A 21,704-nucleotide genomic window follows, 5' to 3' on the forward strand; every position below is an offset into this window, starting at 1 on the left:
TTCTAATGGCTCGGACCGCGAGCCTGCGCACTGCGGGCGACGATCAGAAGGAGTTCGCCGTGACATTGACCGTAGACACTCTGGCAGAAGATGCGTTGCCGACCGCCTCGGACACTCCCGAGGTCCTGGTCGCTGCTGAGCCTCCTGCGGGGAAGCCGGAGAAGGCGCCGGCCAAGAAGGCGACGAAGAGATCCAAGACGCTCGAGCTCACCCTCACCGTCACCGGTACCGCCGACGGCGAATGGAGCGCGGAACTCAAGCGGGGCAGCAGCTACCTGGTGCGTGACCTCGCCGTCGCGGCTGCCGCGGTCTCTCGCGCCGCGAGGGAACTGCACGACGATCTCTCCGCCCCGATCGACGAGGTCATCGAAGAGGCGCGTGCCCAGCAGGCCGCCAGGGTCGCCGCCCTCGAGGCCGAACTCGAGGCCGCCCGAAAGGTTCTCGCCGACCTGGACTGAGGTGTCGCGTCGTCCCGTCCGCTGTCAGTCCATACATAAGCCAGGCTGTTTCCGTATCTGAGATGGTGTGGTGGTCGCGACGAACGGAGGACCACGTGGAGACCTGGGATGCGCTGCGCGCCCGACGTAACGTCAGGAGCTACCGACCGGACCCGGTGCCCGAGGAGGCGCTGCGGCGCATCGCCGAGGCCGGGTGGCGGTCACCGTCGGCGAGGAATCGTCAGCCGTGGGAGTTCGTGGTCGTCACCAACCCTGCGACGCTGCAGGAGTTGTCGACGGTATGGCAGGGCGCGGGTCACATCGCGTCGGCGCCCGCTGCCATCGCGCTCGTCGCGCCGGTGCCGCCAGAGGAGCGTCGCAAGACCCTCGACCAGTACGACCTCGGGCAGGCGACGATGGCGATGATGCTCGCGGCGACCGATCTCGGCATCGGCACCGGACATTCCTCGGTCGGCGATCAGGAGAAAGCCCGCGCCATCCTGGGTGTGCCCGAAGACCGCATCGTCGCGTATCTGCTCGGTATCGGATATCCCGCCGACCGCCCGCTGGCGCCGATCACCACACCGGATCGCCGCCCGTTCGACGACGTCGTCCGCGACGGCCGCTGGTGACATGCCGGTAAGGGGCCTCTACGTGTCTGCGTACAGACCGGAGGTGCATCTCCGCATTCATGGTTGAATAACGGTGAAATAGCCGCAGCTGCGGTTCTGCATTCGACCAGTGGGTGACGACGTGCCGGCAATGAAGATCAAGGACGCCGCGGTGATCCTCGGCGTCAGCGACGACACCGTCCGCCGCTGGATCGACAGCGGCAGCCTCGCGTCGCACAAGGACGAGACCGGCCGCAAGGTCATCGACGGCAAGGCGTTGGCCGAATTCGCCCGCGAACATGCGACGCCGCCACCGGACCCCCTCGGTGTGGGCAGTTCGGCGCGGAACCGGTTCGTCGGGCTCGTCACCAAGGTGACCGCCGACCAGGTGATGTGCGAGGTGCAGATGCAATGCGGACCGTTCACGGTCGTCTCCCTGATGAGCACCGAATCGGCCCGCCAACTCGGCCTCGAACCCGGCGTGCTCGCCGTCGCGGTCGTCAAAGCCACCAACGTGATCGTCGAGACTCCCGCAGGTACGTCATGAGGTCGATCCTCGCCATCGCCGCGACGCTGAGCGCTGTGGCGCTCGTCGCGGCGTGTTCGTCGTCGCAGACCGACTCGTCCTCCACAAGCGCAGGCGCGCCGATCACCGTGTTCGCCGCGGCATCGTTGACGGCGACATTCACCGAACTCGGCGCCCGGTTCGAACGCGAGAATCCCGGGGCCACCGTCGCGTTCAACTTCGCCGGCTCATCGGATCTGGCTACCCAGCTGACGCAGGGCGCACCCGCCGATGTCTTCGCCTCCGCCGACGTGAACAACATGACCAAGGCCGTCGACGCCGGCCTGGTGGCCGGTGAGCCGGTCAACTTCGCCACCAACAGCCTGACCATTGTCACGCAGCCCGGGAACCCGACGGGCATAACGACATTCGCAGACCTCGCCAAGCCCGGAACGCAGGTCGTCGTGTGTGCACCGCAGGTGCCCTGCGGCGCGGCCACCGAGAAGGTCGAGCGGGCGACGGGCGTCACCCTGACCCCGGTGAGCGAGGAGTCCGCCGTGACCGACGTGCTCGGCAAGGTCACCTCCGGCCAGGCCGATGCGGGTCTGGTGTACGTCACCGATGCCGTCGGCGCGCGCGACGACGTCACCGCGATCCCGTTTCCCGAAGCCGGCGACGCGGTGAACACCTACCCGATCACCGTCCTCGAAGACTCGCCGAATCCGGTTGCAGCACAGACATTTGTCAACTTGGTCACCGGTCCGGCAGGCCAGGAAGCCCTGGCGGCAGCGGGCTTCGCCGCGCCGTGACCACCACGCGGCGGACAAATGGGCTGATCCAGGTCGGGCTGCCGGCCTGGGTTTACCTCCCCGCCGCCGCGGGAGCGCTCTTCGTCATCGTGCCGCTTGTGGCGATCCTGCTCGAGATCGACTGGGCGAACTTCATACCGCTCATCACCTCCGAATCCTCGCGTGCGGCACTGCTGTTGAGCCTGCAGACCGCGACGGCGAGCACCGCGGTCTGCGTGCTGCTCGGCATCCCGATGGCGCTCGTCCTGGCTCGTGGCAGCTTCCCGGGTCAGTCGGTGCTGCGCGCGCTGGTGCTGCTTCCGCTCGTGCTGCCACCGGTGGTGGGCGGCATCGCGCTGCTGTACACGTTCGGCAGGCAGGGTCTGCTCGGCCAGCAACTCGACCTGCTTGGTATCCGGATCGCCTTCTCCACCTCAGCCGTGGTGCTCGCCCAGTCGTTCGTGTCGCTGCCCTTTCTCGTCGTCAGCCTGGAGGGTGCGCTGCGTTCGGCGGGGACGGGCTACGAACACATCGCCGCCACGCTCGGCGCCCGGCCCACCACGGTGCTGCGGACCGTGACCTTGCCGCTGGTGCTTCCCGGATTGGTGTCGGGCGCAGTGCTCGCCTTCGCGCGCTCGCTGGGCGAGTTCGGCGCCACGCTGACGTTCGCCGGCTCACTGCAGGGCGTGACCCGGACCCTGCCGCTGGAGATCTACCTCCAGCGCGAAACCGACGCCGACGCTGCCGTCGCGCTGTCGCTGCTGCTCATCGTCGTCGCCGCGGTGATCGTCATCGCCTCGGCGGGCCGCCGCCTGACGGGCCGACTGTGAGCAGCGTGCGCGTCGATGCGCGCCTGACAGGACGCGGCGTCGACCTCGACCTGGCTCTGGGCGACGGCGAAGTCCTTGCGGTGCTCGGCCCCAACGGGGTCGGCAAGTCCACCCTGCTGCTGATGATCGCGGGCCTGCTGCGGCCCGATGACGGACGGATCGAACTGGGCGGCACCGTCGTCACCGACACTCAGACAGGCACCTTCGTCCCGGCTCACGCCCGCCACGTCGCGATGCTCACGCAGCGGCCGCTGTTGTTCCCGCATCTGAGCGTCGAGGCCAACGTCGCCTACGGGCCGCGCTGCAGTGGGCAGTCCCGGTCGGCGGCGAGGGCCACCGCCCGCCGCTGGCTGGACGCCGTCGACGCCACCGATCTCGCCGACCGTAAGCCTGCCCAGCTCTCGGGCGGGCAGGCGCAGCGGATCGCCATCGCCCGCGCGCTTGCCGCCGAACCACGACTGCTGCTGCTCGACGAACCGCTGGCTGCGCTCGACGTCGCCGCCGCTCCGGCGCTGCGCCGGCTGCTGCGCGAGATGCTCCGTGACGCGGGCCGTACCGCGATCATCGTCACCCACGACGTGCTCGACGCGTTGGCCGTCGCCGACAGGATCGTCGTCATCGAGAACGGCCGGGTGGTGGAGAGCGGTCCGGCCCGTCGCGTGCTCACCGCGCCTCGCAGCGACTTCGCGGCCAGGATCGCGGGGGTCAACCTCGTCCCGGGCGTCGTCACCGAACCCGGGGTGATCCGCACATCATGGGGCGCCGACGTCCGCGGGATCGGCGACGTCGAGCCGGGCGCCGGCGCCATCGCGCTGTTCCGGCCCGGTGCGGTCGCCGTCCACCTCGAACCGCCGCACGCCAGCCCGCGCAACGTCATCGCCGTGACGATCGCCGAGGTCGACATCCATGGCACGGCCGTTCGGATCCGGGGGGCCGAACAACCTGACGGGAGCACGGGCCTGGCCGCCGACATCACCGCGGCCGCGGCGGCCGACCTCGACATCGAGCCCGGCAAGACGGTGCATTTCGTGGTCAAAGCTCAAGAAGTGCAACTGCATCCGGCGTTGCCGCGACCCTACTCCTCGCCCAGGTAGGCCTTCAGGCACCGGTCGGCCACGGCGCGCGCCGCCGAAGCATCCGCGCCATTGCCGACGTCCGCGGTGTACCAGTCCTCGCTCGACAGCCGCAGGAAGCGGCGGCCGTCCTCGGTGGCCAGCCACTGCTGCCCGAAGGCGGGGTCGATGGACTCACCACTGCTCAGGTGCATCGCCAGACCGAGCAGCATCGAGTCCCAGCCGATCCCGACCGCACCGGGCCCGAACTCCCGCCAGTTGTCGTCGTCGGCGGCGATGATGTGCTCGAGCACCACCCGGGCCCGACCGGGGCCCTCGCTGGTGACGCGGACGTCGATCCAGCTGACGTTGTCGCCGTATTCCCAGGTGGCCGTGAAGTTCTCGGGCGGATCGCAGGTGAGGATCTTGCCGCCGGCATGCCCCTCGAACTGGTAGGTGCCGCCGAGGGACAGGTCGCCGGATATCGGCAGGAACCATCGCGGGATGCGTTCGATGTTCGTCACCGCGTCCCACAGGTCTGCCTGGTCGGTGTCGTAGGCCTGGCTGATGGTCAGGATGCGGGCCTCCCCCGCGTCGTGCACCGTGTCGCCGACGGTGCGCCGCACGGCATTGATCTGATGATCGACGTCAATCATGATGTCTTCCCTCGTCGTTGTCGTTTCCCACGTGCGATCTCGGTAGCCAGCGCATCCAGGCGCGGCGCCCAGAATCGCCGGAACGTGTCGAGCCATTCGTCGACGTCGCGCAGCGCGGCGCCGTTCACGGCATAGAGTCGGCGCTGGCCCTCCGGGCGCACCGTCGTGAAGCCGTTGTCCCGCAGCACTTTCAAGTGCTGCGACACCGCCGGCTGGGTGATGGCGAACTCCCGACGGATGGCGAGACCGATCTCACCCGCAGGCATCTCACCGTCGGCGAGCAGTTCGAGTATGCGGCGACGCACCGGGTCTCCGAGAACGTCGAACGCATGCACAGTCCCGAAGATAAAACTAGCACTTATATAAGTCAAGGCTGAACTATTGCCCGCGGAGCGCCTCGTCGAGGGCAGTCATGAGGTGTGCGGTCCGACTGGCGCCGGCCGGGGCGGACGGATACCGGCACAGAACGTCGATCACCACGGGTGTGGCGCGCGCCCGTGCCCGCTCGATCATCGCGTCGGCCGCGGTGGCGTCATCCCCCGCCCGCAGCTCAGCCGCCCGCGCCGCATTCGCAGCGGCACGCAGGATGTGGCCGACCTGGGTCGCCTTGGCGAGTGGATGGAGGTAGGCCGCGGACGCCGCGTCGCCTGCGGCGCGCGCAGCATGACGCGCGGCCTCGTCGACCGCCTCCCTGGCCGCACGATGGGCGTCGAGCGAGGCCACTCGCGGCAGGGCCGTTCGCGGAGCGCCGCCGGCGAAGGCCCAGGCGGCCGCGATCGCATCGCGGGGCCTTCGGTCGTGCGGATCGCCGTCCTCGAAGATGGCCAGGACCTCCTGCGCGCTCTCGGCCGCGTAGCGGGCCACCGCCCGCAGTTCGTCCCGGGTCAACGCGAAATCACCCGGTCCGATCGGCACGCATGCCATTCTCACGCGCCGAGCGTCGGCGAGTCGGCACCGTCAGGAGCCCGGGCCGTATTCAACCCCCGGAATGATTTTCGTGCCGATTTCGTTATCAGAGTTTGTCCCAGTTGTCACACGGGTAACTCCAGTAACAGTGGGCGGGACTTCCGCACCGCTGTCAACGGCGAGAAAGAGTCGAATGGATCATCGGGATGAACACAATTCTCTACTTCAGCACCCGCGGCACCGTCTATGAGACCCGGGCCTACACCAGGGCCGATGTCGAGCGTCTCGTCCACGACCAGGGCCTGCACAGCCTGACCAGTGCCGATCGGCAGTTCGACTTCTGGTTCAGTCCGTCGGCGAGCCGGTGCCAGCGCCGCGTCAATCGGGCGGCCACCGAACTGTTCCTGGCCACCACCGATTTCACCGCCAAGACCGTCCCCCTGTTGCGGGGTTCCGTCGTAGTGGCCACGCATGACGCAGACGGTGACCTCGACGGTCTCAGCTGGGAGCAACTCGATCTCCTGGTGGACCGCAACCGCGCCGTGACCAGGCGCGACGCCCGGGTGCTCGGCCGGCGGATACAGCACGACCTGCGTCTCGAGCGGCGAACCATCGAGGCGCCGCAGGTCGCCGGCGTCAGCTGCGCGAGACCGCGCACTCTCGTGAAGCGCTGACAACCTCTCGTCGCGCCATCGCGGGCGCAGTGGAAAAGTAGCCGCGATGAGTTCCGACAAGCCCGCCCTGGTGCTGCTGCACGGCGTCACGATGTCCGCCGCGGCCTGGCGGGACGTGACACCGCTGCTCGACGCGGACTTCGAGATCCACGCGCCCACCGCCGCCGGACACCGCGGCGGACCCGCGGCACGGCGGCGCCCCGCCACCATCGCCGACACCGTCGATGCCGCGGAACGCTACCTCGACGAGCGCGGACTCGACCGGCCGCACATCGCCGGCAACTCGATGGGCGGCTGGATGGCCGTCGAACTCGCGCGCAGAGGACGGGCGGCGAGTGTGTGCGCCCTCTCGCCGGCGGGCTTCTGGACCGTGGGTCAGCGCTCGCACTCCGCGTCGACCGCACGCGTCCGGCGGACCGTCACCATGAGCCGGTTACCGCGGCCACTGTCGTCGGTCACCTTGCGATCAGGTCTCGCGCGGCGGCTTGCCTTCCGCGACATCGCGTCTCGCGCAGATCGGCTCTCCCACGAGCAGGCCGTCGCCGCGATCGACGACGTGCTCGGCTGCGCGGTCGCGGCCGACCTGCTCGGCACCCCGGAAGCCGTCGCGCCCCTCGACCCGCTGCCGTGCCCGGTCACGCTGGCATGGGGCGAACGCGACAGGGTGTTCCCCGTCGACGTCAACGGCGTCATCGCGCGAGAACGCCTGCCGCAGGCGACGTTCGTGGTGCTGGCGGGCGTGGGGCATGTGCCGATGATCGACGACCCCGCCCTGGTCGCTCAGACGATCCGCGCGAGCATCGGTTGACCGCTTGACAGTGCGACGCAGCGTGACCCCGGAGACGCTGGGGGCCTGGGTGATCAAGTGCAACCCGCACAGGACTCCCGTGGAACCCATGCGCGCAGCGGGCCGGGCGAAGCCGGTCTGGTGCGTGGCTGACAACTACCGGTCGGCACTCATCCGGCCTGGTCACCGCGTGCTGTTCTGGGTGTCGGCGCACGCCCGGCGAGGGATCTGGGGAGCCGGCCGGATTGCCGGCGAGGTTTCCGACGAGGACGGGCAATTGCATGTGCCGGTGGACATTCCGCTGTTCACCGCGCCGCTCACCGTCGACGAACTCTCCGCGGTGCCCGGTCTGCGCTCGATGGAGGTGTTCCGCTCGCCGCAGCAGGCCAACCCATCCTGGGTGAGCCTGGCGGAGATGGCGCTGCTCGAACCCCTGCTGCACGACCGGTGACACAGGGTTCAGACCATGCGGAGGCTCAGCGATTGCGGCTGCTCCGGGTGTGATCACTGCAATTCGTTCGCGCCGGCGTCGGCCTGCCGCCGCAACAGCAGCATAGAGGTGACGCTGATGACGGCGAGCGCGTCGATGTAGCCGGCCACCGACCAGCTGGTGTGGGTGGCCGCGAGCAGCGACGCCGTCACCAACGGAGCGAGGCCACCGCCGAAGACGGTGCCTACCTGATAACCCAGTGATGCTCCGGAGTAGCGCACTTCGGTCGGGAACAGCTCCGAGTAGAGCGCCACCTGCGGGCCGAACATCATCGAGTGCCCGACGAAACACACGACGAGCGCGACCAGCATCAGCCACAGGTTGGCCGTGTCGATCAGGGCGAACATCGGCCACGCCCAGACCGCCACTCCCAGCGCTCCGAGCAGGAACAGGCGCGGCCGGCCGTACCGGTCACTGAGGTGGGCGAAGTACGGGATGCAGAACAACGGGCAGACGCAGGCGGCCAGAATCACGCCGAGTACTGCGTCCCTGCGGAGTTCGAGAGCCTGGACGCCGTAGTTCAGCATGCCCGAGACGATGATGAACACGACCGCGTTCGGCAGGACGAACGCCCCGCCGGCGAGCAGGATCGTCCGCCAGTGTTCCCTGACGACGCGGACGATCGGCGCGGGCTGCGTGGCAACGGCCGGGCGCACGGAACGCTCGGCCTCGAGACGGCGGAACATCGGAGTGTCCTCGATGGTGCGGTGGATGTAGAGGCCGATCCCCACCATGACGATGCCGCTCAGGAAGGGAATGCGCCATCCCCACGACAGCATCTGCTGGTCCGAGAACGCCAGCGACAGAACGAAGTAGCTCGACAGCCCGCCGATGAGGCCCAGTTGCGCCCCGATCTGCACGAAGCTGCCGAAGAACCCCCGACGCGCGGCAGGAGAACCTTCCGTCAGCAACAGCGACGCGCCGCCCCACTGACCGCCGAGTGCGAAGCCCTGCAGAATCCGCATCGCGATCAGGACCGCAGGCGCCGCCCAACCGATCGCGGCCGCGGTGGGCAGCAGGCCGATCACGAACGTGCTCATGCCCATCAACAGGTTCGACGCGACGAGGACGGGTTTGCGGCCGTACCGGTCGCCGAAGTGACCGGCGACCGCGCCGCCGAGCGGGCGGGCCACGAACCCGACAGCGAAGGTGCCGAAGGCGGCGAGAGTGGCTGCGGTGCCGCTCAATTGCGAGAAGAACAGCGGGCCGAGGAAGATCGCCGAGGCGGTCGCGAAGACGAAGAAGTCGAAGTACTCGACGGCCTGGGCGAGCACGGCGACGGTGATCACCCGTCGCGGCGGCCCGGCGCTTTGCGTGCGCGCACCGCGAGCCGGGTCGGGATCTGCCTGCGCTGTGTCTGTCATCGTCGCCGCGGCTACGTGTCCACTGGTGTCGGCTCGGGCTTCTTGCGGATCGCGACGATGCCGCCGCCGATCACCAGAACCATGCCAAGGACGACGAACAAGGTCGGCGCCCGGTCCCAGAGCACCCAGTCGATCAGGGCGGTGAACACGATGACCGTGTAGATGAAGGGGCCCACCTTGACCGCCGACGCGTAGCGGTAGGCAAGGACGATGAACACCTGGCCGACGAGCAGGGTCAGCCCGATACCGACCAGGTAGATCGACGCCTCCGCCCCGAACGGTTCCCAGTCGACCAGCGCGAACGGCGCGACCAGGATGGTGGCGAACAGGAAGTAGTAGAACAGGATCCTGGGCGCCGGCTCGGTAGTCCCCAGCCACCCCACGGACATCAGCGCCACCGCGAGGAAGAACGCACCCGCCAGCGCGTAGACGACGCCGACGTTGAAATCCTGGTGATGGGGTTGCAATACGAACACCACGCCGACGAAGCCGATCGCGGCGCCGACCCATGTCGCCCGCGAAACACGTTGGCGCCGGACCGCCCAGGCGATCACCGGCATCCACAACGGCGCACTGAACGTGAGCAGGATCGCGTTCGTCAGCGGCATCAGCGTGATGGCGACGAAGAGCGCATACCAGGCAGCCGTTCCGGTCACCGCGCGCAGCACGTGAAGGCCGATCTTGCCGGTGCGCAGCGAGGCCCAACCGCGACGGAGGGTGACCGGGATGATGAACAGAAGACAGATCAGGTTCTGGAACAGCAGGATGACGGCTGTCGAGGTGAGGTCTTCGGTGGCTCTCACCAGGGCACTCATCACCGCGGTGCAGAAGAACGACAGTGAGCTCAGCGCGGCCCCGAATGCCAGGTTCTCCGGCATGGATCCTGCGCCGGTGCCAGGCATCTGGGCCGGCGTCATGCGATCATCACGCCGACGAGGTGGCCGATACCGAAGGTGATGACCATCGCGAGCGCGCCGCCCACGGTCACGCGCAGGATCGGGCGCAACGGTTTCGCGCCGCCGAGCCGGGCGGCCAGCCAGCCGGTGACCGCCAGTGCGATCAGGACCACAACGGCGGTGACCGGTATCCGGGCGGTCGGCGGCGGAATGAGGATCGCGAGGAACGGCAGCAGGGCGCCGACGGTGAACGACGCCGCGGATGAGAACGCCGCCAGCCACGGATTCGTCAGGTTCTCCGGATCGATGCGCAATTCGACCTCCGCGTGCGCGGCGAGCGGGTCGAAGGCGGTCAGTTCGGCGGCGGCCTGACGCGCCGTCTGCGGCGACAGCCCCCGTGCCTCGTACAGCCCGACGAGTTCATCCAGCTCGGCGTCCGGCTGTTGTTGCAGTTCTTGTTCTTCTCGGTCGAGCACCGCCCGTTCGGTGTCGCGGGCAGTGCTGACGGACACGTACTCGCCGACCGCCATCGACAGCGCCCCGGCCACCAACCCGGCAAGGCCGGCGGTGAACAGTGGTCCGCGGTCGGCGGAGGCCGCAGCGACCCCGACGACGATTCCCGCTGTCGAGACGATTCCGTCGTTGGCTCCCAGAACCGCGGCGCGTAGCCAGTTGAGCCTGCCGGCGACCGATCCGTGGTGCGGCTTCGCTGTGCCCGGCGTGGGGGCGCTTCCCGCACCGTCAGCTGTCATAGGTTGAGGCTAATCCCGCCGCTGACGCTGACGACGATTTCCCGCAAAGCAACTTCACGCTTCGACAGGGAGGTTTAACCTCCGAGCTAACCCAAGGATCACATGTCGCGGATATTCCTCAGCCATTCCAGTCTCGATGCGCGAGAGGCGTTGGCCCTGAAGCGCTGGATGGTGGGCCAGGAGCCTGCGCTGGCGACCGAGATCTTCCTCGACATCGACCCAGAGGTGGGGCTGCGGCCTGGAGAGCGATGGAAGGACCGGCTGCAGCAGGCCAGCGCCAGATGTGAGGCCGTGGTCTGCCTGCTGTCCGCAAATTGGGAAGCGTCCCATGAGTGCAAGACCGAGTACCGCGTTGCGGAGAATCTGAACAAGCAGATCCTGTGTGCTCGAATCGAGCCTTCGGTCGGTGACGATCTCACCTCGGAGTGGCAGCGGTGCGACCTCTTCGGCGAGAGTGACATGACCCCCATTGACATCGGCAGCGGACCGCCGGTGTTGTTCGCCACCAAAGGGCTTTACCGGTTACGTGACGCGATCCGCGGGACCGGCATCAGCGCGAATTCCTTCGTCTGGCCTCCACCGGAGGACGTGAACCGGGCCCCGTATCGCGGTTGGGAGCCGTTCGAACAAGTCGACGCGGCGGTGTTCGTCGGCCGCGATGCGCCAATCGTGAGGGGGCTCGACGAACTCCGCGGCATGAGACTGGCAGAAACGAAGTCGCTGTTCGTGATTCTGGGGCCGTCCGGAGCGGGCAAGTCCTCGTTCCTCCGCGCGGGTCTGCTGCCGCGCCTGGCACGCGAGGACCGTCGTTTCACTCTGCTCGGCACCGTGCGGCCCGGCCGCAACGCGCTCACCGGAGCCACCGGACTGGCAGCGGCCATCTGGAACGCCCGGGACAGGATGGGCATGTCGACACCCAGTCTCGGCGACATCAAGACCGCCTGCACCGACGACATCGAGCGCCTGCGCGAATTACTGCTCGACATCCAGCGGGCGGCGGCCGACCGGTTGCCCGATCCGGTTCGCGGCGATGAGAAACCCGCCCCTCCGACTTTGATCCTCCCCTTGGATCAAGCCGAGGAATTGTTCTCCGCGGACGCCGGAGCGCAGGGTGGCGAGCTGCTGTCGCTGCTCAGGCGGCTGACGGCACGCACCGACGCTCGGCCTCTGAACCTGGTCGTGGTGGCGACCATCCGGACCGACCGGTTCGAGATCATGCAGACCCATCCTGAATTGGCCGGTCTCGAATCGAGGGTTTTCGACGACCTGAAGCCGATGCCGCCCAACCAGTTCAAGGAAGTGATCACAGGCCCCGCTGCGCGCGCCACCGAAGGGGGACGTCGCCTCGCGATCTCGCCCGCCCTGGTGGACATGCTTCTCGCCGACGCCGCCGAGGGCGCCGACACACTGCCGATGCTGTCGTTGACGTTGGCGCGCCTGTACGCCGACTACGGCTCGACCGGTGAACTGACGGTGGAGCAGTACGAGGCAATGGGTGGGATGCGCCGCGTCGTCCAGACCGAGATCGACGAGGTCCTCGCGACCGACCCCGACGAACGGAACGTTCAACTCGGTTGTCTGCGATCTGCTTTCATCCCGTGGCTGGCCACGGTGAACCCCAAGAACGACCAGCCCCTTCGGCGGATGGCCCGCTATGACGACCTACCGGAGGACAGCAGACCACTGATCGACCGGCTGGTCGCCAAACGACTGCTGGTCAAGGACCGGCGCGATGACCACGTGGTGGTCGAGGTCGCGTTGGAAAGCCTTCTGCGACAGTGGGACGAGCTGGCGAAGTGGCTTCGCGAGCAGCGGCACGAACTGCAGGTCGCCGATGACGTCGAGCGCGCCGACACAGCGTGGAAGACCAACAACAGAGATGCGGCATGGCTTCTCTCCGGAACCCGTCTCACGGATGCCGAAACCGTGGTGAGCTCTCCCACATTCATCCAACGCATGCAGCCGGTGCGCGAGTACCTCGACGCCTCTCGGCAGAGCGAGAACGAGCGGGTGGCCGCGGAGGAAGAACGCCGCCACGCCGAATTACGTCATGCGCAGGAACGGCAAGCGGAGGCCGAGGCGCACACGATCGATCTCCGCAAGCGATCACGCATCCTGCGTGCCGTTCTCGCCATGACCGCGGTGGTCGCCGTTGTTGCCGTCGTCGGGCTCGTCTATGCCACCAGCGCTCGCCATCAGGCACAAGACCGGTTCCGCCAGGCGACGAGCGTGCGGCTGGCCTCCGATGCCGACAGCATGCTGAACGGCAGCAGGCCGGGCAGTGACGCACGGGCCCTGATGGAGCTACTCGCCGCGAACGCGCTCTCTCCGAACACATTCGACCAGAACATGTACTCCGTCGGAGTCGAGACGTTCAACACCCTCAAGCTGATCGACCCGGCGATGGGCGTCTTCGGAGCCATCTTCAGCCCTGACGGTCGCCGCTTCGTCGCAGGCGGGGACAACGGGACATTGCGCTTGTACGACGCTCAGACCGGCCTTCAGCTGGGACCGGACCTGGTCGGACACACCAAGTGGATCGACGGCGCCACCTTCAGTCCCGACGGTCACACAATCGCCTCCGTCAGCGACGATCTCACCGTACGGCTGTGGAACGCAGACACCGGGCAACCCATCGGTCAGCCGATGACAGGCCATCAGGACCAGGTGTGGGCGGTGTCGTTCAGTCCGGACGGGCAGATGCTTGCATCCGGCAGCATAGACCGCACCGTGCGGCTGTGGAATACCAAGAACGGCATGCCCATCGGCCAACCGCTGAAACACCCGGACAGGGTCATCAGCGTGGAGTTCGGTCCCGACGGCCGGCGCATCGTCACCGGGAATGCCGACGGAACGCTGAGGTTGTGGGACGTCAAGACGGGCAAACAGTCCGGGCCTTCGCTGACCGGTCACGCCGGCGAAGTGATCGATGTGGCGTTCAGCCCGGACGGCCGCCGCATCGCCTCCGCGGGCGGCGACGGGGATGTGCGTTTGTGGGACGCCGGAACCGGGCGGCCGATCGGCGAACCCCTTGCCGCACGCGGGAGCCGGGTACTCAGCGTGGTGTTCAGCCCCGACGGTCACCGGCTCGCCTCCGGCAGCGGCGACGGTGCGGTGCGGCTGTGGGACGCCGACACTCGCCGAATGCTGGGTGCGCCCATGCTGGGGCAGAAGGGTGGTGTGTGGACGCTGTCGTTCAGTCCCGACGGAACGCGGCTCCTCTCGGGATCGCAGGACGGGACGATCCGATTGTGGGATGTCGGCATACGTCGGCCATTGTTCGGCCACATCGGAGGCGTGACCAGCGTGGCGGTGAGCCCCGACGGTGAACGCATCGCATCGGCCGGCGACGACGGCACAGTGCGCCTGTGGGACGCGGCCAACGGCCGCCCGGTCGGAAACCCGCTCGTCGTCAGTGACAGGCCGCTGTCCAGCGTCGCATTCGGCCCGGACGGGCGGCGCCTGGCAATCGCCGGCGCCGACGGCTTCGTCCGGATGTGGGACGCAAGCACCGGCATGGCTGTCGGTGCGCCGATCGACCCTGGGCAGGGGCCACTGACGAGCGTGGCGTTCAGTCCCGACGGACGCCGTCTGGCCATCGGCGGTGGCGACACGTCGGTCGGCATAGAGAGCGACCGCGATGGCACCGTCCAGTTGTGGGATGTCAAGACGTTCCGTCCCGTCGGTGAGCCGCACAGACACGGCGAACGGGTGAACAGTGTCGCGTTCAGTCCGGACGGGAACCGCATCGTTTCCGGCGGTGACGAGGGTGACAACACCGGGTCCGTGCGGTTGTGGGACGCCAACACAAGGCAATTGGTCGCGGCCACCACGATCGGCGAGGCGCGGCGGATCGTGTGGGCCGTGACCTTCAGCCCCGACGGGCGCCGCGTCGCGGCCGCCGGTGTCGACGGATTCATCGAGGTGCTGGATGCCGACGGGCTCGACATCGTCGGTCAGCCGATGGAAGGCCATGAGGACAGGGGCGTTTCTCTGGCGTACAGCCCGGACGGCCGCACGCTTGCTTCTGCCAGTCGCGACGAGACCATCCGGTTGTGGAACGTCGAGTCCGGCCAGCAGCTGGGTGATGCGTTGACCGCGCACACCGACAACGTGAACAGCGTGGTGTTCAGTCCTGACGGTCGGCGCATCATCTCGGGCAGCGCAGACGGAACCGTCCGAGTCTGGCCGGCCGTTGCCGGGTCCAAAGAGTTGTGCGACAAACTGACTCAGAACATGAGCCACAAGCAGTGGAACGAGTGGGTCTCGCCCGACCTGGACTACATCAAGGTCTGCCCTGATCTGCCGGTCCCCAACGACTAGCGAGGCCCTGGTAGCCGATTGTCGCCGACGAGCGTCGGCTGTGGGACGTGCGCCGGCCCGTTGACGGACCGGACGGCCTTGAGGTCGACCAGGGCGAGTGCGTCAGGGATCTGACGCACCGCGTCGCGGTCAAGATCGGCAATGTCGTCCGGCAGTTCGTCGAACGGGACCAGATACGGCGTGGTCTTGCGCTCGACGTCTTTGGGACCCGGACGCCAGCCCGACTCCAGGCGTTCAGTGACCCAGCGCTTGTGCTCCGCGACGGCGAGCATCTCGAACTCCGCGTCGGTGAACTCGAATGCCGGTGCGCCGATGTCATGCAGCGGCGCGATGCTGCATCCGATGCTGCGCAGCTTGACCGGCATGTCGCGGGCTTGGGCCCGGTTGGACTCCCTGCGCGACTCGTCGAGCTCCGACCAGGGCGGCGCGTCCTTCCCAACGGCGAGCTGCCCCGCGCGCCAGCGATCGTGGATGGCGATGGCAACCCGCTCGAACGACCCGCCTGCGACGAATTCGGCTGTGCACGTTCGCTCCAGCGCCGGGAACACATTGACGTGCGTCAGCTCGCCGCTGGCGGTGGCGTCGGTGATCAATCGGGCCACTCCGTCCGTCCGCGACAACACGACGACCATCGGAACCGCCGGGCCGACGTCGTGGCGCAGCCTCAACATGGCCTCGATCGCGTCCTCGTCGCGATACGCACTCACGTAGGCACGCGTGACAGGGGGCGCTCCCGCCTCGGCCTGCATCGCGTCGAGTCGGTCCAGATCACGCACCGACATCGACGACTCGATGAACCGGCACGTCGATTCGAGTGCGGGATACCGGTCGAGCAGCCCCTGGATGCGGTCCCGGGCCTGATCGTCGACGACCGTGACCCATAGCGGCGTGTCGTCCTTCCGGTCCGAATACCAGCTCCACGCCGCGTGTTTCACCAACCACGTGCCTACCGCGTCGAGTCGGCTGACCAGGATGTGCGGCCGGTCGCACTCCCCGACTGCGATCGGGAACTCATCGAGGCACAACTGCGCGCTGATCTCCTCGAGGTTGAAGAAGTCGAGCGATGACGGCGATCCGGCGGACAGGTTCGCCTCCTGTACCCGCAACAACCGGCACAGCTCGGGGTTGTCGATCCGCGCCAGGCATCGCAGCGGACCGCGACGCCGGCCGGTGACGAGTCGCCGCGCGACAGCAACGATCTCGGTGTTCACCGAATCGTCCGGGCAGACCGCGAGAAGACGGTCCGCGCGATCCACGCCGGCCTCACGCAAGGTGGCTTCCAGTCGCGCGTCGCCCACGATGACGGGACTGCGCCAGCTCCGGGACACCTGCAACTGCGGATTCGCCGGGTCCAGCTCGACGACGACGACCCGGTAGCCGGCCCGCCGCAGGCGGTCCACGAACAGGGTGCCGACATAGCCCAGTCCGCAGACGACGACGTGTCCCCGCATCAGCGGGATGCGCAGTTGTTGCATTCGGTCGCGAAACAGCAGGGCCAATCCGCTCAGCGCGGCGTACCCGGACACGACCGGGGCGAGGATCCGGGCGATCTCCAGCGTCACCGGCAACGCCGTCGCGCCGGGCGATCCCCCCAGGAACAGCTTGAAGGTGTTGTAGGCGATGTCGGTTGCCACGGGAGGATGCTTGGCGGATCCCTCGACGTACAGTTCGGTGAGGTGGTCCGAGTAGCCCACCCAGCCGAGCACGAACGCCACGAGCGCCGCGAATCCGAGCCACGCCCAACGGAAGTCGGCGAGGACGCGTCTGACAGACCGAGGGCGGACCATGTGGGATCCCTACGCCGACGTCACGTCATCAATGCGCGATCCACCTCGGAGCGACGCCATCGGGCGAGCGTATCCGACCACCTGCGGTCGCCATGGGCAATCGCCGGCATCGGTGCTGACTCGAGTTGGTCGCCTGAGAGCCCCGGGTCCGAGACGGCGCATGCGCTGTGGTTCGGCGGCGATCCTCAGCCGTCCTGCGCCGCAGATCCGATCATTGATCCGGCGGCCGTGCAGTGGCGCGACCACGGAAGGCTTCGACTGCCGTCGGCAGGGTCATGAAGATGCGGTCCTCCCCGATCTTCTCGACCAACCCAGCGGCGTCCAGAAGTTCACGCAGGTCCTGCTTCACCCGGGCCATCGCGAAGACAATGCCGCGTGTCTCGAGATCGCGGCGCAACTGGTCAAGCGCATCGACCGCGGTGAGATCCACTTCGACATTTGCTTCCGCATTGAGCACGAACCATTCGATCGGACCCACGCCCTCCGCATTCTCCGCAACCGCGGCAAGGGCGCGTTGACGGAAATCCTCGGCGTTGGCGAAGAACAGCGGCGCGTCATACCGGTAGACCATGAGTCCGGGCACCGGTTTCGCGTCGGGATAGTCGTCGAGATCGTGCATCCCTGCCACACCCGGCACCAGCCCGAGGACGCCGTCATGCGGCCGGGCCACCCGCCGAAGGAGGTCGAGGATGGACAGCGCGATAGCCACCAGCACGCCGTAGAGCACGCCGAACCCGAGTACCGCTGCGGTGGTGGCCAGCGCCAGCAGCAGTTCGCTGCGGCGGAATCTGCCGAGCCTGCGGAACTCTGCGACATCGATGAGCCGGAGCGCGGCGAACACGACCAAGGCGCCCAGGGCCGCGGTCGGGAAGTTCTCCAGGAGGCCGCGTCCGAAGAACATCACCGCGACCACGGAGGCCAGCGCCACCAACGAATACACCTGGGTCCGGCTACCGACCGCGTCCCCGAGAGCAGTGCGGCTGCCGCTCGAGCTGACCGGGAAGCCGTGCGTCAAGCCGGTCGCCACATTGCAGATCCCCAAAGCTCGAAGTTCAGCGTTGGCGTCGATGCTCTCGCCCTTCCGCGCCGCGAAAGTGCGGGCGGTCAGCGCGTTGTCGGAGAAGGCCACCACCGCGATTCCAGCCGCGGGAATGAGCATCGCCAACAGATCTGCGGCGGGAATCACCGGCACACTGGGGGTCGGCAGGCCCGCCGGTATCTCGCCGACCACCCGGATTCCCCGGGATTCGAGCGCGAAGACCACCACCGCAGCAGTCGCGGACAGGACAGCGACCAACGCGCCGGGGAACTTCGGCGCCACTCGCCCGATCGCCAGCAGCATCACCAGCACGGCCGTGGCGAGTATGATGGTCGGCCAGTGGGCGCCAGCGGCGCCGGTGACGAAACTCCGCACCTGATCCACGAATTCGGCGCCCTCGACGGTCACACCGGTCACCTTGCCCAGCTGTCCGCCGATCATGATGACCGCCACCCCGGTCATGTAGCCGATCAGAACCGGCCGCGACAACAGGTCAGCCAGAAAGCCCAACCGCAACAACCCGCCCAGCAGGCAGAACCCGCCGACCAGGACTGCCATCACCGCCGCGAGCACGGCATAGCGGGCGGGGTCGCCTACCACCAGCGGCGCCAGCGCGGTGGCCGTCATGAGGGCGGTCGTGGATTCCGGTCCCACCGACAGCTGCCGTGACGACCCGAGGAATGCATACACGGCCAATGGCACCAGCGCCGCCCAGAGGCCGGCTACGGCGGGGAGGCCCGCGACCGTCGCGTAGGCCATCACCTGCGGAACGAGATAGGCAGCCACGGTGACGCCGGCGAGTATGTCGCCGCGAAGCCAACCACGCTGATAATTCAGGAGCGGGCGCAACCCAGGGACCAGCGTCGACCAGCTCGCCGACGAATTCCTCGGTGACGTCATAGCAGAGACAGTGTGCCGAACTCGCTGAACGGTGTGTAGCCGAATGGAGAGTTGGACGCTTCAGCCCCTCGATGTCACTGATCGACACGCGCGAAGACCGGTCGATCAGACTTTCGGCCAAGGCACATCCGGTGAGCGACCGTTGCGGCATCATCTGGATAGCGCGACGGACGGAAACGATCGAAAGGCCCCATGCCCGGCACAGAGTCCCAGGACCACAACGACGTCGAGAGACTTGCCGATGCACTCCTGGCGGCAATCGAGGAGGGCGCCGAGGCGGACACCAGCGCCGCGGACACCCCCAGTGACCTGATCAGCGGTGCGGCCTTTGCCTTCCGGCGCATCGCGATCGAGTTCGTCCGTCGATACAACCGCCTCGAGGTGACCTCCGAGGCGACGACTCCAGACGACCCCGTTCTCTTCGTGGCGAATCACGGGTTCGGCGGGATCTTCGACCTCAACGTCTTCGCGGTGGCAGCCACGCTGGAACAGCTGGCACTCGAGCGCGAGGTCACCATTCTCACTCACCAGTTGGCCTGGACGCTGAGAGTCGGCAGCCTGATAGAACCTCTCGGGGCGCGCCCCGCCGACAAGCAATCCGCGCAAGAGGCATTCGCGCGGAGTGACCACGTCGCCGTGTTCCCCGGCGGCGACATCGACTCTGCCAAGTCGTGGGACGACCGTAACGTCATCAAGTTCGACGGTCGCGCCGGGTTCGCCCGATTGGCCATCGAAGCGGGTGTTCCCATAGTCCCCATCGTCACCGCGGGCGCCGGCGAGTCTCTGTTCGTGATCTCCAGCGGGGAACGCCTGGCTCGGGCGCTCCGGCTCGACAAGCTCCTTCGTCTGAAGTCGGCCCCGATCAGCGTTTCTCTTCCCTGGGGCATCAACGTCGGTGCCGTCGGCTTGCTGCCCTATCTTCCGCTGCCCACCAAGCTGGTCACTCGCGTACTACCCGCGATGTCGGCATCCGAGGGCGAGGATGCCGATGAGTACGCAGCCCGCGTCCAAGCAGCGATGCAGGACGCGCTCACCGACATGACCGCGACGCGAACCCCCCTCATCGGCTGACTCCACACTCGCAGCGGCGGCCAGTAGGCGTCCGGCCAGCCATCGTCGGCCCGGGGTGAGCGGGCCCGCAACAGCTCCTCCCATCACGCGGCGCCATGCCGCTGTTCCGGCCACCGTCCGTTCGGTGCGGAGCGACGTTCAGGCGCCTTTGGCCCACGCCCAGGCGGTGAGGCGCCAGTCTGACTCGATCCGGCGTAGCGCGACCGTATACAGCGACCCAGTCTGTGTCATGGTCTGACCGCGTAACTCGAAGGTCATGGTGGCGGGAACAACAACGTAGGCGGAATCGCCGGTGACGTCGACATGGCGGGGTTCGCCAAGGGCGATGCGGTAGCCCGACGCCCCGAGGTGTTCGCCTTCAATGAGCACGTCACTCCACCAGTCTTGGGCTGCTGTTGGCCCCTGCCATACGTGGGGCGCCATTCCGTCGAGGATTTGCATCGGGTCAGCGCAGCCGGCGGCCATGGCCGTCGGGTCGCCATTGTTGAATGCTTCGACGTACTGCAGCACGGCGTCTAACGGATTCGCTGAACTGGACACGATGCGTTTCCCTTCACGTGGCGTGCCGGCCCTCGCTTACTTGGTAAGCGGCGGACCGGTACGTCACTCGCCAGCTTCCTGGGAGGGTCGTCATACGACCATCTGCTGATGGTGACAGCACCGCGACGGTTGGGCACAGAGTTTTCGACAATCTGTGCATAGGTCCGTGACACCAGCCCTCTGCGCGCATTGGCCATTTCACGACGGATCGAGTCGCAGAGGGCGCAACCTGGGAATGGCTGGTACTCCAGCGTGGCTGACCCTTGATGAAGGAGAATCGCGCATGGTCCTCGAGGTTGCGACCCAAGCCCGTGGCCGGCCGTCGATTCGACGTGGTGGCGGTAGCTCGCGATGACGGCCATGGCCGTCACGAATTTCGAGCGGGCCGCCGACCCCGAGATCTTCGAGAGTTGGATCTGCGACGTGCGATCAGCCGTGGAGGACGCGGAAGGGTTCGTCGCATTCGCCGCGTCGATCTCCCGCGATGCCCCGCTGGACTGGGCCGTGGCCGTCACCTTCGAATCCGAGGACTCACTCCATCTGTGGCTCGACGGGGCGACGTGGAAGCAGTTGGCGCTTGCCGCCGCGACACATGGATTTTATCGGCTTACCTCGGATTTGGTGGTCATCGATGGTGCGGTGATCCCGACCGGTGTGGCGATTGTTTCCTCCAGCGTGTCCACCGGGATGGAGGCCGACTTCCAAGCCGCCCACGTCACGCTGACGGCGGCCGCCTCCCAGTTCCCCGGCTATGAGGGCACGGCCATCTTCCGGCCGGGCGCGGCGGGCCAGTGGATGTCGATCATCCGGTTTCGCACCGAACCCCAGTTGTCGGCGTGGCTGGGGTCTCATCAGCGCAACGAGGTGCTGCCGCCGGTGCGGTCCAGTCTGACAAGGGATTTCGCGGTGTACGCCAAGACCACCCCATTCGGCACCACGGTGCGCAACGTGGACGGGAAACCACAGATGACACCGAGCTGGAAGACGGCGATGCTCCTGCTGATGGTGCTTTACCCCATGGTGATGCTGATGTCGAAATACGTGACACCGGTGATCGCGGGGTTGGGTGCCGAGCCGTGGCTGTCGGTGTGGCTCGTCCAGGTTCTCAGCGTGGCACTGATGCAATGGTGGTTGATGCCCACGGCGGCGTCATGGTGCCGCCGCTGGCTGGACCCGGTGGACGGGGCCAGTCGGCGAATCAGCCTGCGTGGCGCCGCAGTAGCCGTGATCGTCTACGCCGCATGTTTGACCACCTTCGCGACCGTCGAGGTGCTGCAGTTCTGGAACTGACGGCAC

Annotated in this window: 21 protein-coding genes; 12 read left to right on the forward strand and 9 right to left on the reverse strand. The window is 67.5% G+C overall.

Annotated elements, in window-relative coordinates; translation table 11 throughout:
* Window positions 1-59 precede the first annotated feature (59 nt).
* The 6 genes from Q2100_RS04295 to Q2100_RS04320 all read left to right on the forward strand — a co-directional run bounded on the left by Q2100_RS04295 (window position 60) and on the right by Q2100_RS04320 (window position 4,265).
* The gene (locus tag Q2100_RS04295) at window positions 60-458 is read left to right on the forward strand and encodes a DUF6319 family protein (protein WP_302912957.1); all 399 of its coding nucleotides are present in this window, start codon (window positions 60-62) and stop codon (window positions 456-458) included.
* 95 nt (window positions 459-553) lie between these two features.
* A complete protein-coding gene (locus Q2100_RS04300) occupies window positions 554-1,069 on the forward strand; it encodes a nitroreductase family protein (protein WP_302912958.1) in 516 nt (171 codons plus the stop codon).
* A gap of 130 nt (window positions 1,070-1,199) precedes the next feature.
* Complete coding sequence (locus Q2100_RS04305) at window positions 1,200-1,595, forward strand: TOBE domain-containing protein (RefSeq protein WP_276009793.1); 396 nt, start codon at window positions 1,200-1,202, stop codon at window positions 1,593-1,595.
* Complete coding sequence (gene modA / locus Q2100_RS04310; protein ID WP_302912959.1) at window positions 1,592-2,362, forward strand: molybdate ABC transporter substrate-binding protein; 771 nt, start codon at window positions 1,592-1,594, stop codon at window positions 2,360-2,362. Before Q2100_RS04305 ends, modA begins: the two co-directional genes overlap by 4 nt.
* A complete protein-coding gene (locus tag Q2100_RS04315) occupies window positions 2,359-3,171 on the forward strand; it encodes an ABC transporter permease (RefSeq protein WP_269895722.1) in 813 nt (270 codons plus the stop codon). Before modA ends, Q2100_RS04315 begins: the two co-directional genes overlap by 4 nt.
* Complete coding sequence (locus Q2100_RS04320) at window positions 3,168-4,265, forward strand: sulfate/molybdate ABC transporter ATP-binding protein (protein WP_302912960.1); 1,098 nt, start codon at window positions 3,168-3,170, stop codon at window positions 4,263-4,265. Before Q2100_RS04315 ends, Q2100_RS04320 begins: the two co-directional genes overlap by 4 nt.
* Here Q2100_RS04320 and Q2100_RS04325 read toward each other — a convergent pair.
* From Q2100_RS04325 to Q2100_RS04335, 3 genes are read right to left on the reverse strand one after another with little or no spacing between them, the layout of a single operon-like run.
* Window positions 4,247-4,879, reverse strand: a complete 633-nt coding sequence (locus Q2100_RS04325; protein WP_302912961.1) for an SRPBCC family protein — start codon at window positions 4,877-4,879, stop codon at window positions 4,247-4,249. The genes Q2100_RS04320 and Q2100_RS04325 overlap by 19 nt on opposite strands.
* Window positions 4,876-5,214 carry an ArsR/SmtB family transcription factor gene (locus tag Q2100_RS04330; RefSeq protein ID WP_302912962.1) on the reverse strand — a complete coding sequence of 113 codons (339 nt, stop codon included), beginning with the start codon at window positions 5,212-5,214 and terminating at the stop codon, window positions 4,876-4,878. The genes Q2100_RS04325 and Q2100_RS04330 overlap by 4 nt, the downstream gene beginning before the upstream one ends.
* Before the next feature lie 43 nt (window positions 5,215-5,257).
* Window positions 5,258-5,794, reverse strand: coding sequence for a putative immunity protein (locus Q2100_RS04335; RefSeq protein WP_302912963.1), 537 nt, complete (start codon window positions 5,792-5,794; stop codon window positions 5,258-5,260).
* Between the two features lie 197 nt (window positions 5,795-5,991).
* On the opposite strand from Q2100_RS04335, the gene Q2100_RS04340 reads away from it, so the two are divergent.
* From Q2100_RS04340 to Q2100_RS04350, 3 genes are all read left to right on the forward strand, one after another.
* Window positions 5,992-6,459: a hypothetical protein gene (locus Q2100_RS04340; RefSeq protein WP_302912964.1), complete on the forward strand. Its 468-nt coding sequence runs from the start codon at window positions 5,992-5,994 to the stop codon at window positions 6,457-6,459.
* A 46-nt stretch (window positions 6,460-6,505) separates the two neighbouring features.
* A complete protein-coding gene (locus Q2100_RS04345; protein WP_302912965.1) occupies window positions 6,506-7,267 on the forward strand; it encodes an alpha/beta fold hydrolase in 762 nt (253 codons plus the stop codon).
* 124 nt (window positions 7,268-7,391) lie between these two features.
* On the forward strand, window positions 7,392-7,697 hold the full coding sequence (locus tag Q2100_RS04350) for an EVE domain-containing protein (protein WP_328518105.1): 306 nt from the start codon (window positions 7,392-7,394) through the stop codon (window positions 7,695-7,697).
* Between the two features lie 53 nt (window positions 7,698-7,750).
* Here the strand turns inward: Q2100_RS04350 and Q2100_RS04355 are convergent, their stop codons facing one another.
* From Q2100_RS04355 to Q2100_RS04365, 3 genes are read right to left on the reverse strand one after another with little or no spacing between them, the layout of a single operon-like run.
* Window positions 7,751-9,100: an MFS transporter gene (locus Q2100_RS04355; protein WP_302912966.1), complete on the reverse strand. Its 1,350-nt coding sequence runs from the start codon at window positions 9,098-9,100 to the stop codon at window positions 7,751-7,753.
* Window positions 9,101-9,111: 11 nt separating this feature from the next.
* Window positions 9,112-9,978, reverse strand: coding sequence for a DMT family transporter (locus Q2100_RS04360; RefSeq protein ID WP_302912967.1), 867 nt, complete (start codon window positions 9,976-9,978; stop codon window positions 9,112-9,114).
* A gap of 35 nt (window positions 9,979-10,013) precedes the next feature.
* Complete coding sequence (locus Q2100_RS04365) at window positions 10,014-10,748, reverse strand: VIT1/CCC1 transporter family protein (protein ID WP_302912968.1); 735 nt, start codon at window positions 10,746-10,748, stop codon at window positions 10,014-10,016.
* A 102-nt stretch (window positions 10,749-10,850) separates the two neighbouring features.
* On the opposite strand from Q2100_RS04365, the gene Q2100_RS04370 reads away from it, so the two are divergent.
* Complete coding sequence (locus Q2100_RS04370) at window positions 10,851-15,071, forward strand: nSTAND1 domain-containing NTPase (protein WP_302912969.1); 4,221 nt, start codon at window positions 10,851-10,853, stop codon at window positions 15,069-15,071.
* On the opposite strand, the gene Q2100_RS04375 is transcribed toward Q2100_RS04370, so the two are convergent.
* Both Q2100_RS04375 and Q2100_RS04380 read right to left on the reverse strand, forming a co-directional pair.
* Window positions 15,068-16,858: a potassium channel family protein gene (locus tag Q2100_RS04375; RefSeq protein ID WP_302912970.1), complete on the reverse strand. Its 1,791-nt coding sequence runs from the start codon at window positions 16,856-16,858 to the stop codon at window positions 15,068-15,070. The genes Q2100_RS04370 and Q2100_RS04375 overlap by 4 nt on opposite strands.
* Window positions 16,859-17,069: 211 nt before the next feature.
* On the reverse strand, window positions 17,070-18,797 hold the full coding sequence (locus Q2100_RS04380; RefSeq protein WP_302912971.1) for a SulP family inorganic anion transporter: 1,728 nt from the start codon (window positions 18,795-18,797) through the stop codon (window positions 17,070-17,072).
* A gap of 192 nt (window positions 18,798-18,989) precedes the next feature.
* On the opposite strand from Q2100_RS04380, the gene Q2100_RS04385 reads away from it, so the two are divergent.
* Complete coding sequence (locus tag Q2100_RS04385) at window positions 18,990-19,868, forward strand: 1-acyl-sn-glycerol-3-phosphate acyltransferase (RefSeq protein WP_302912972.1); 879 nt, start codon at window positions 18,990-18,992, stop codon at window positions 19,866-19,868.
* Window positions 19,869-20,006: 138 nt separating this feature from the next.
* On the opposite strand, the gene Q2100_RS04390 is transcribed toward Q2100_RS04385, so the two are convergent.
* Window positions 20,007-20,378, reverse strand: coding sequence for a nuclear transport factor 2 family protein (locus Q2100_RS04390; protein ID WP_302912973.1), 372 nt, complete (start codon window positions 20,376-20,378; stop codon window positions 20,007-20,009).
* Window positions 20,379-20,912: 534 nt separating this feature from the next.
* Between Q2100_RS04390 and Q2100_RS04395 the strand changes: the two genes are divergently transcribed.
* A complete protein-coding gene (locus tag Q2100_RS04395) occupies window positions 20,913-21,698 on the forward strand; it encodes a putative antibiotic biosynthesis monooxygenase (RefSeq protein ID WP_302912974.1) in 786 nt (261 codons plus the stop codon).
* Window positions 21,699-21,704: the final 6 nt, after the last annotated feature.

Origin of the sequence: Mycolicibacterium arseniciresistens (genome assembly GCF_030519285.1) — a bacterium.
GTDB lineage: Bacteria > Actinomycetota > Actinomycetes > Mycobacteriales > Mycobacteriaceae > Mycobacterium > Mycobacterium arseniciresistens.

Excerpts from the sequence above, each read along its gene's own strand:
- Q2100_RS04305 (WP_276009793.1), top strand. The coding sequence starts at position 1,200 with ATGAAGATCAAGGACGCCGCGGTGATCCTCGGCGTCAGCGACGACACC.
- modA (WP_302912959.1), top strand. The coding sequence starts at position 1,592 with ATGAGGTCGATCCTCGCCATCGCCGCGACGCTGAGCGCTGTGGCGCTC.
- Q2100_RS04325 (WP_302912961.1), bottom strand. The coding sequence starts at position 4,879 with ATGATTGACGTCGATCATCAGATCAATGCCGTGCGGCGCACCGTCGGC.
- Q2100_RS04340 (WP_302912964.1), top strand. The coding sequence starts at position 5,992 with ATGAACACAATTCTCTACTTCAGCACCCGCGGCACCGTCTATGAGACC.
- Q2100_RS04345 (WP_302912965.1), top strand. The coding sequence starts at position 6,506 with ATGAGTTCCGACAAGCCCGCCCTGGTGCTGCTGCACGGCGTCACGATG.
- Q2100_RS04355 (WP_302912966.1), bottom strand. The coding sequence starts at position 9,100 with ATGACAGACACAGCGCAGGCAGATCCCGACCCGGCTCGCGGTGCGCGC.
- Q2100_RS04360 (WP_302912967.1), bottom strand. The coding sequence starts at position 9,978 with ATGCCGGAGAACCTGGCATTCGGGGCCGCGCTGAGCTCACTGTCGTTC.
- Q2100_RS04365 (WP_302912968.1), bottom strand. The coding sequence starts at position 10,748 with ATGACAGCTGACGGTGCGGGAAGCGCCCCCACGCCGGGCACAGCGAAG.
- Q2100_RS04370 (WP_302912969.1), top strand. The coding sequence starts at position 10,851 with ATGTCGCGGATATTCCTCAGCCATTCCAGTCTCGATGCGCGAGAGGCG.
- Q2100_RS04375 (WP_302912970.1), bottom strand. The coding sequence starts at position 16,858 with ATGGTCCGCCCTCGGTCTGTCAGACGCGTCCTCGCCGACTTCCGTTGG.
- Q2100_RS04380 (WP_302912971.1), bottom strand. The coding sequence starts at position 18,797 with ATGACGTCACCGAGGAATTCGTCGGCGAGCTGGTCGACGCTGGTCCCT.
- Q2100_RS04385 (WP_302912972.1), top strand. The coding sequence starts at position 18,990 with ATGCCCGGCACAGAGTCCCAGGACCACAACGACGTCGAGAGACTTGCC.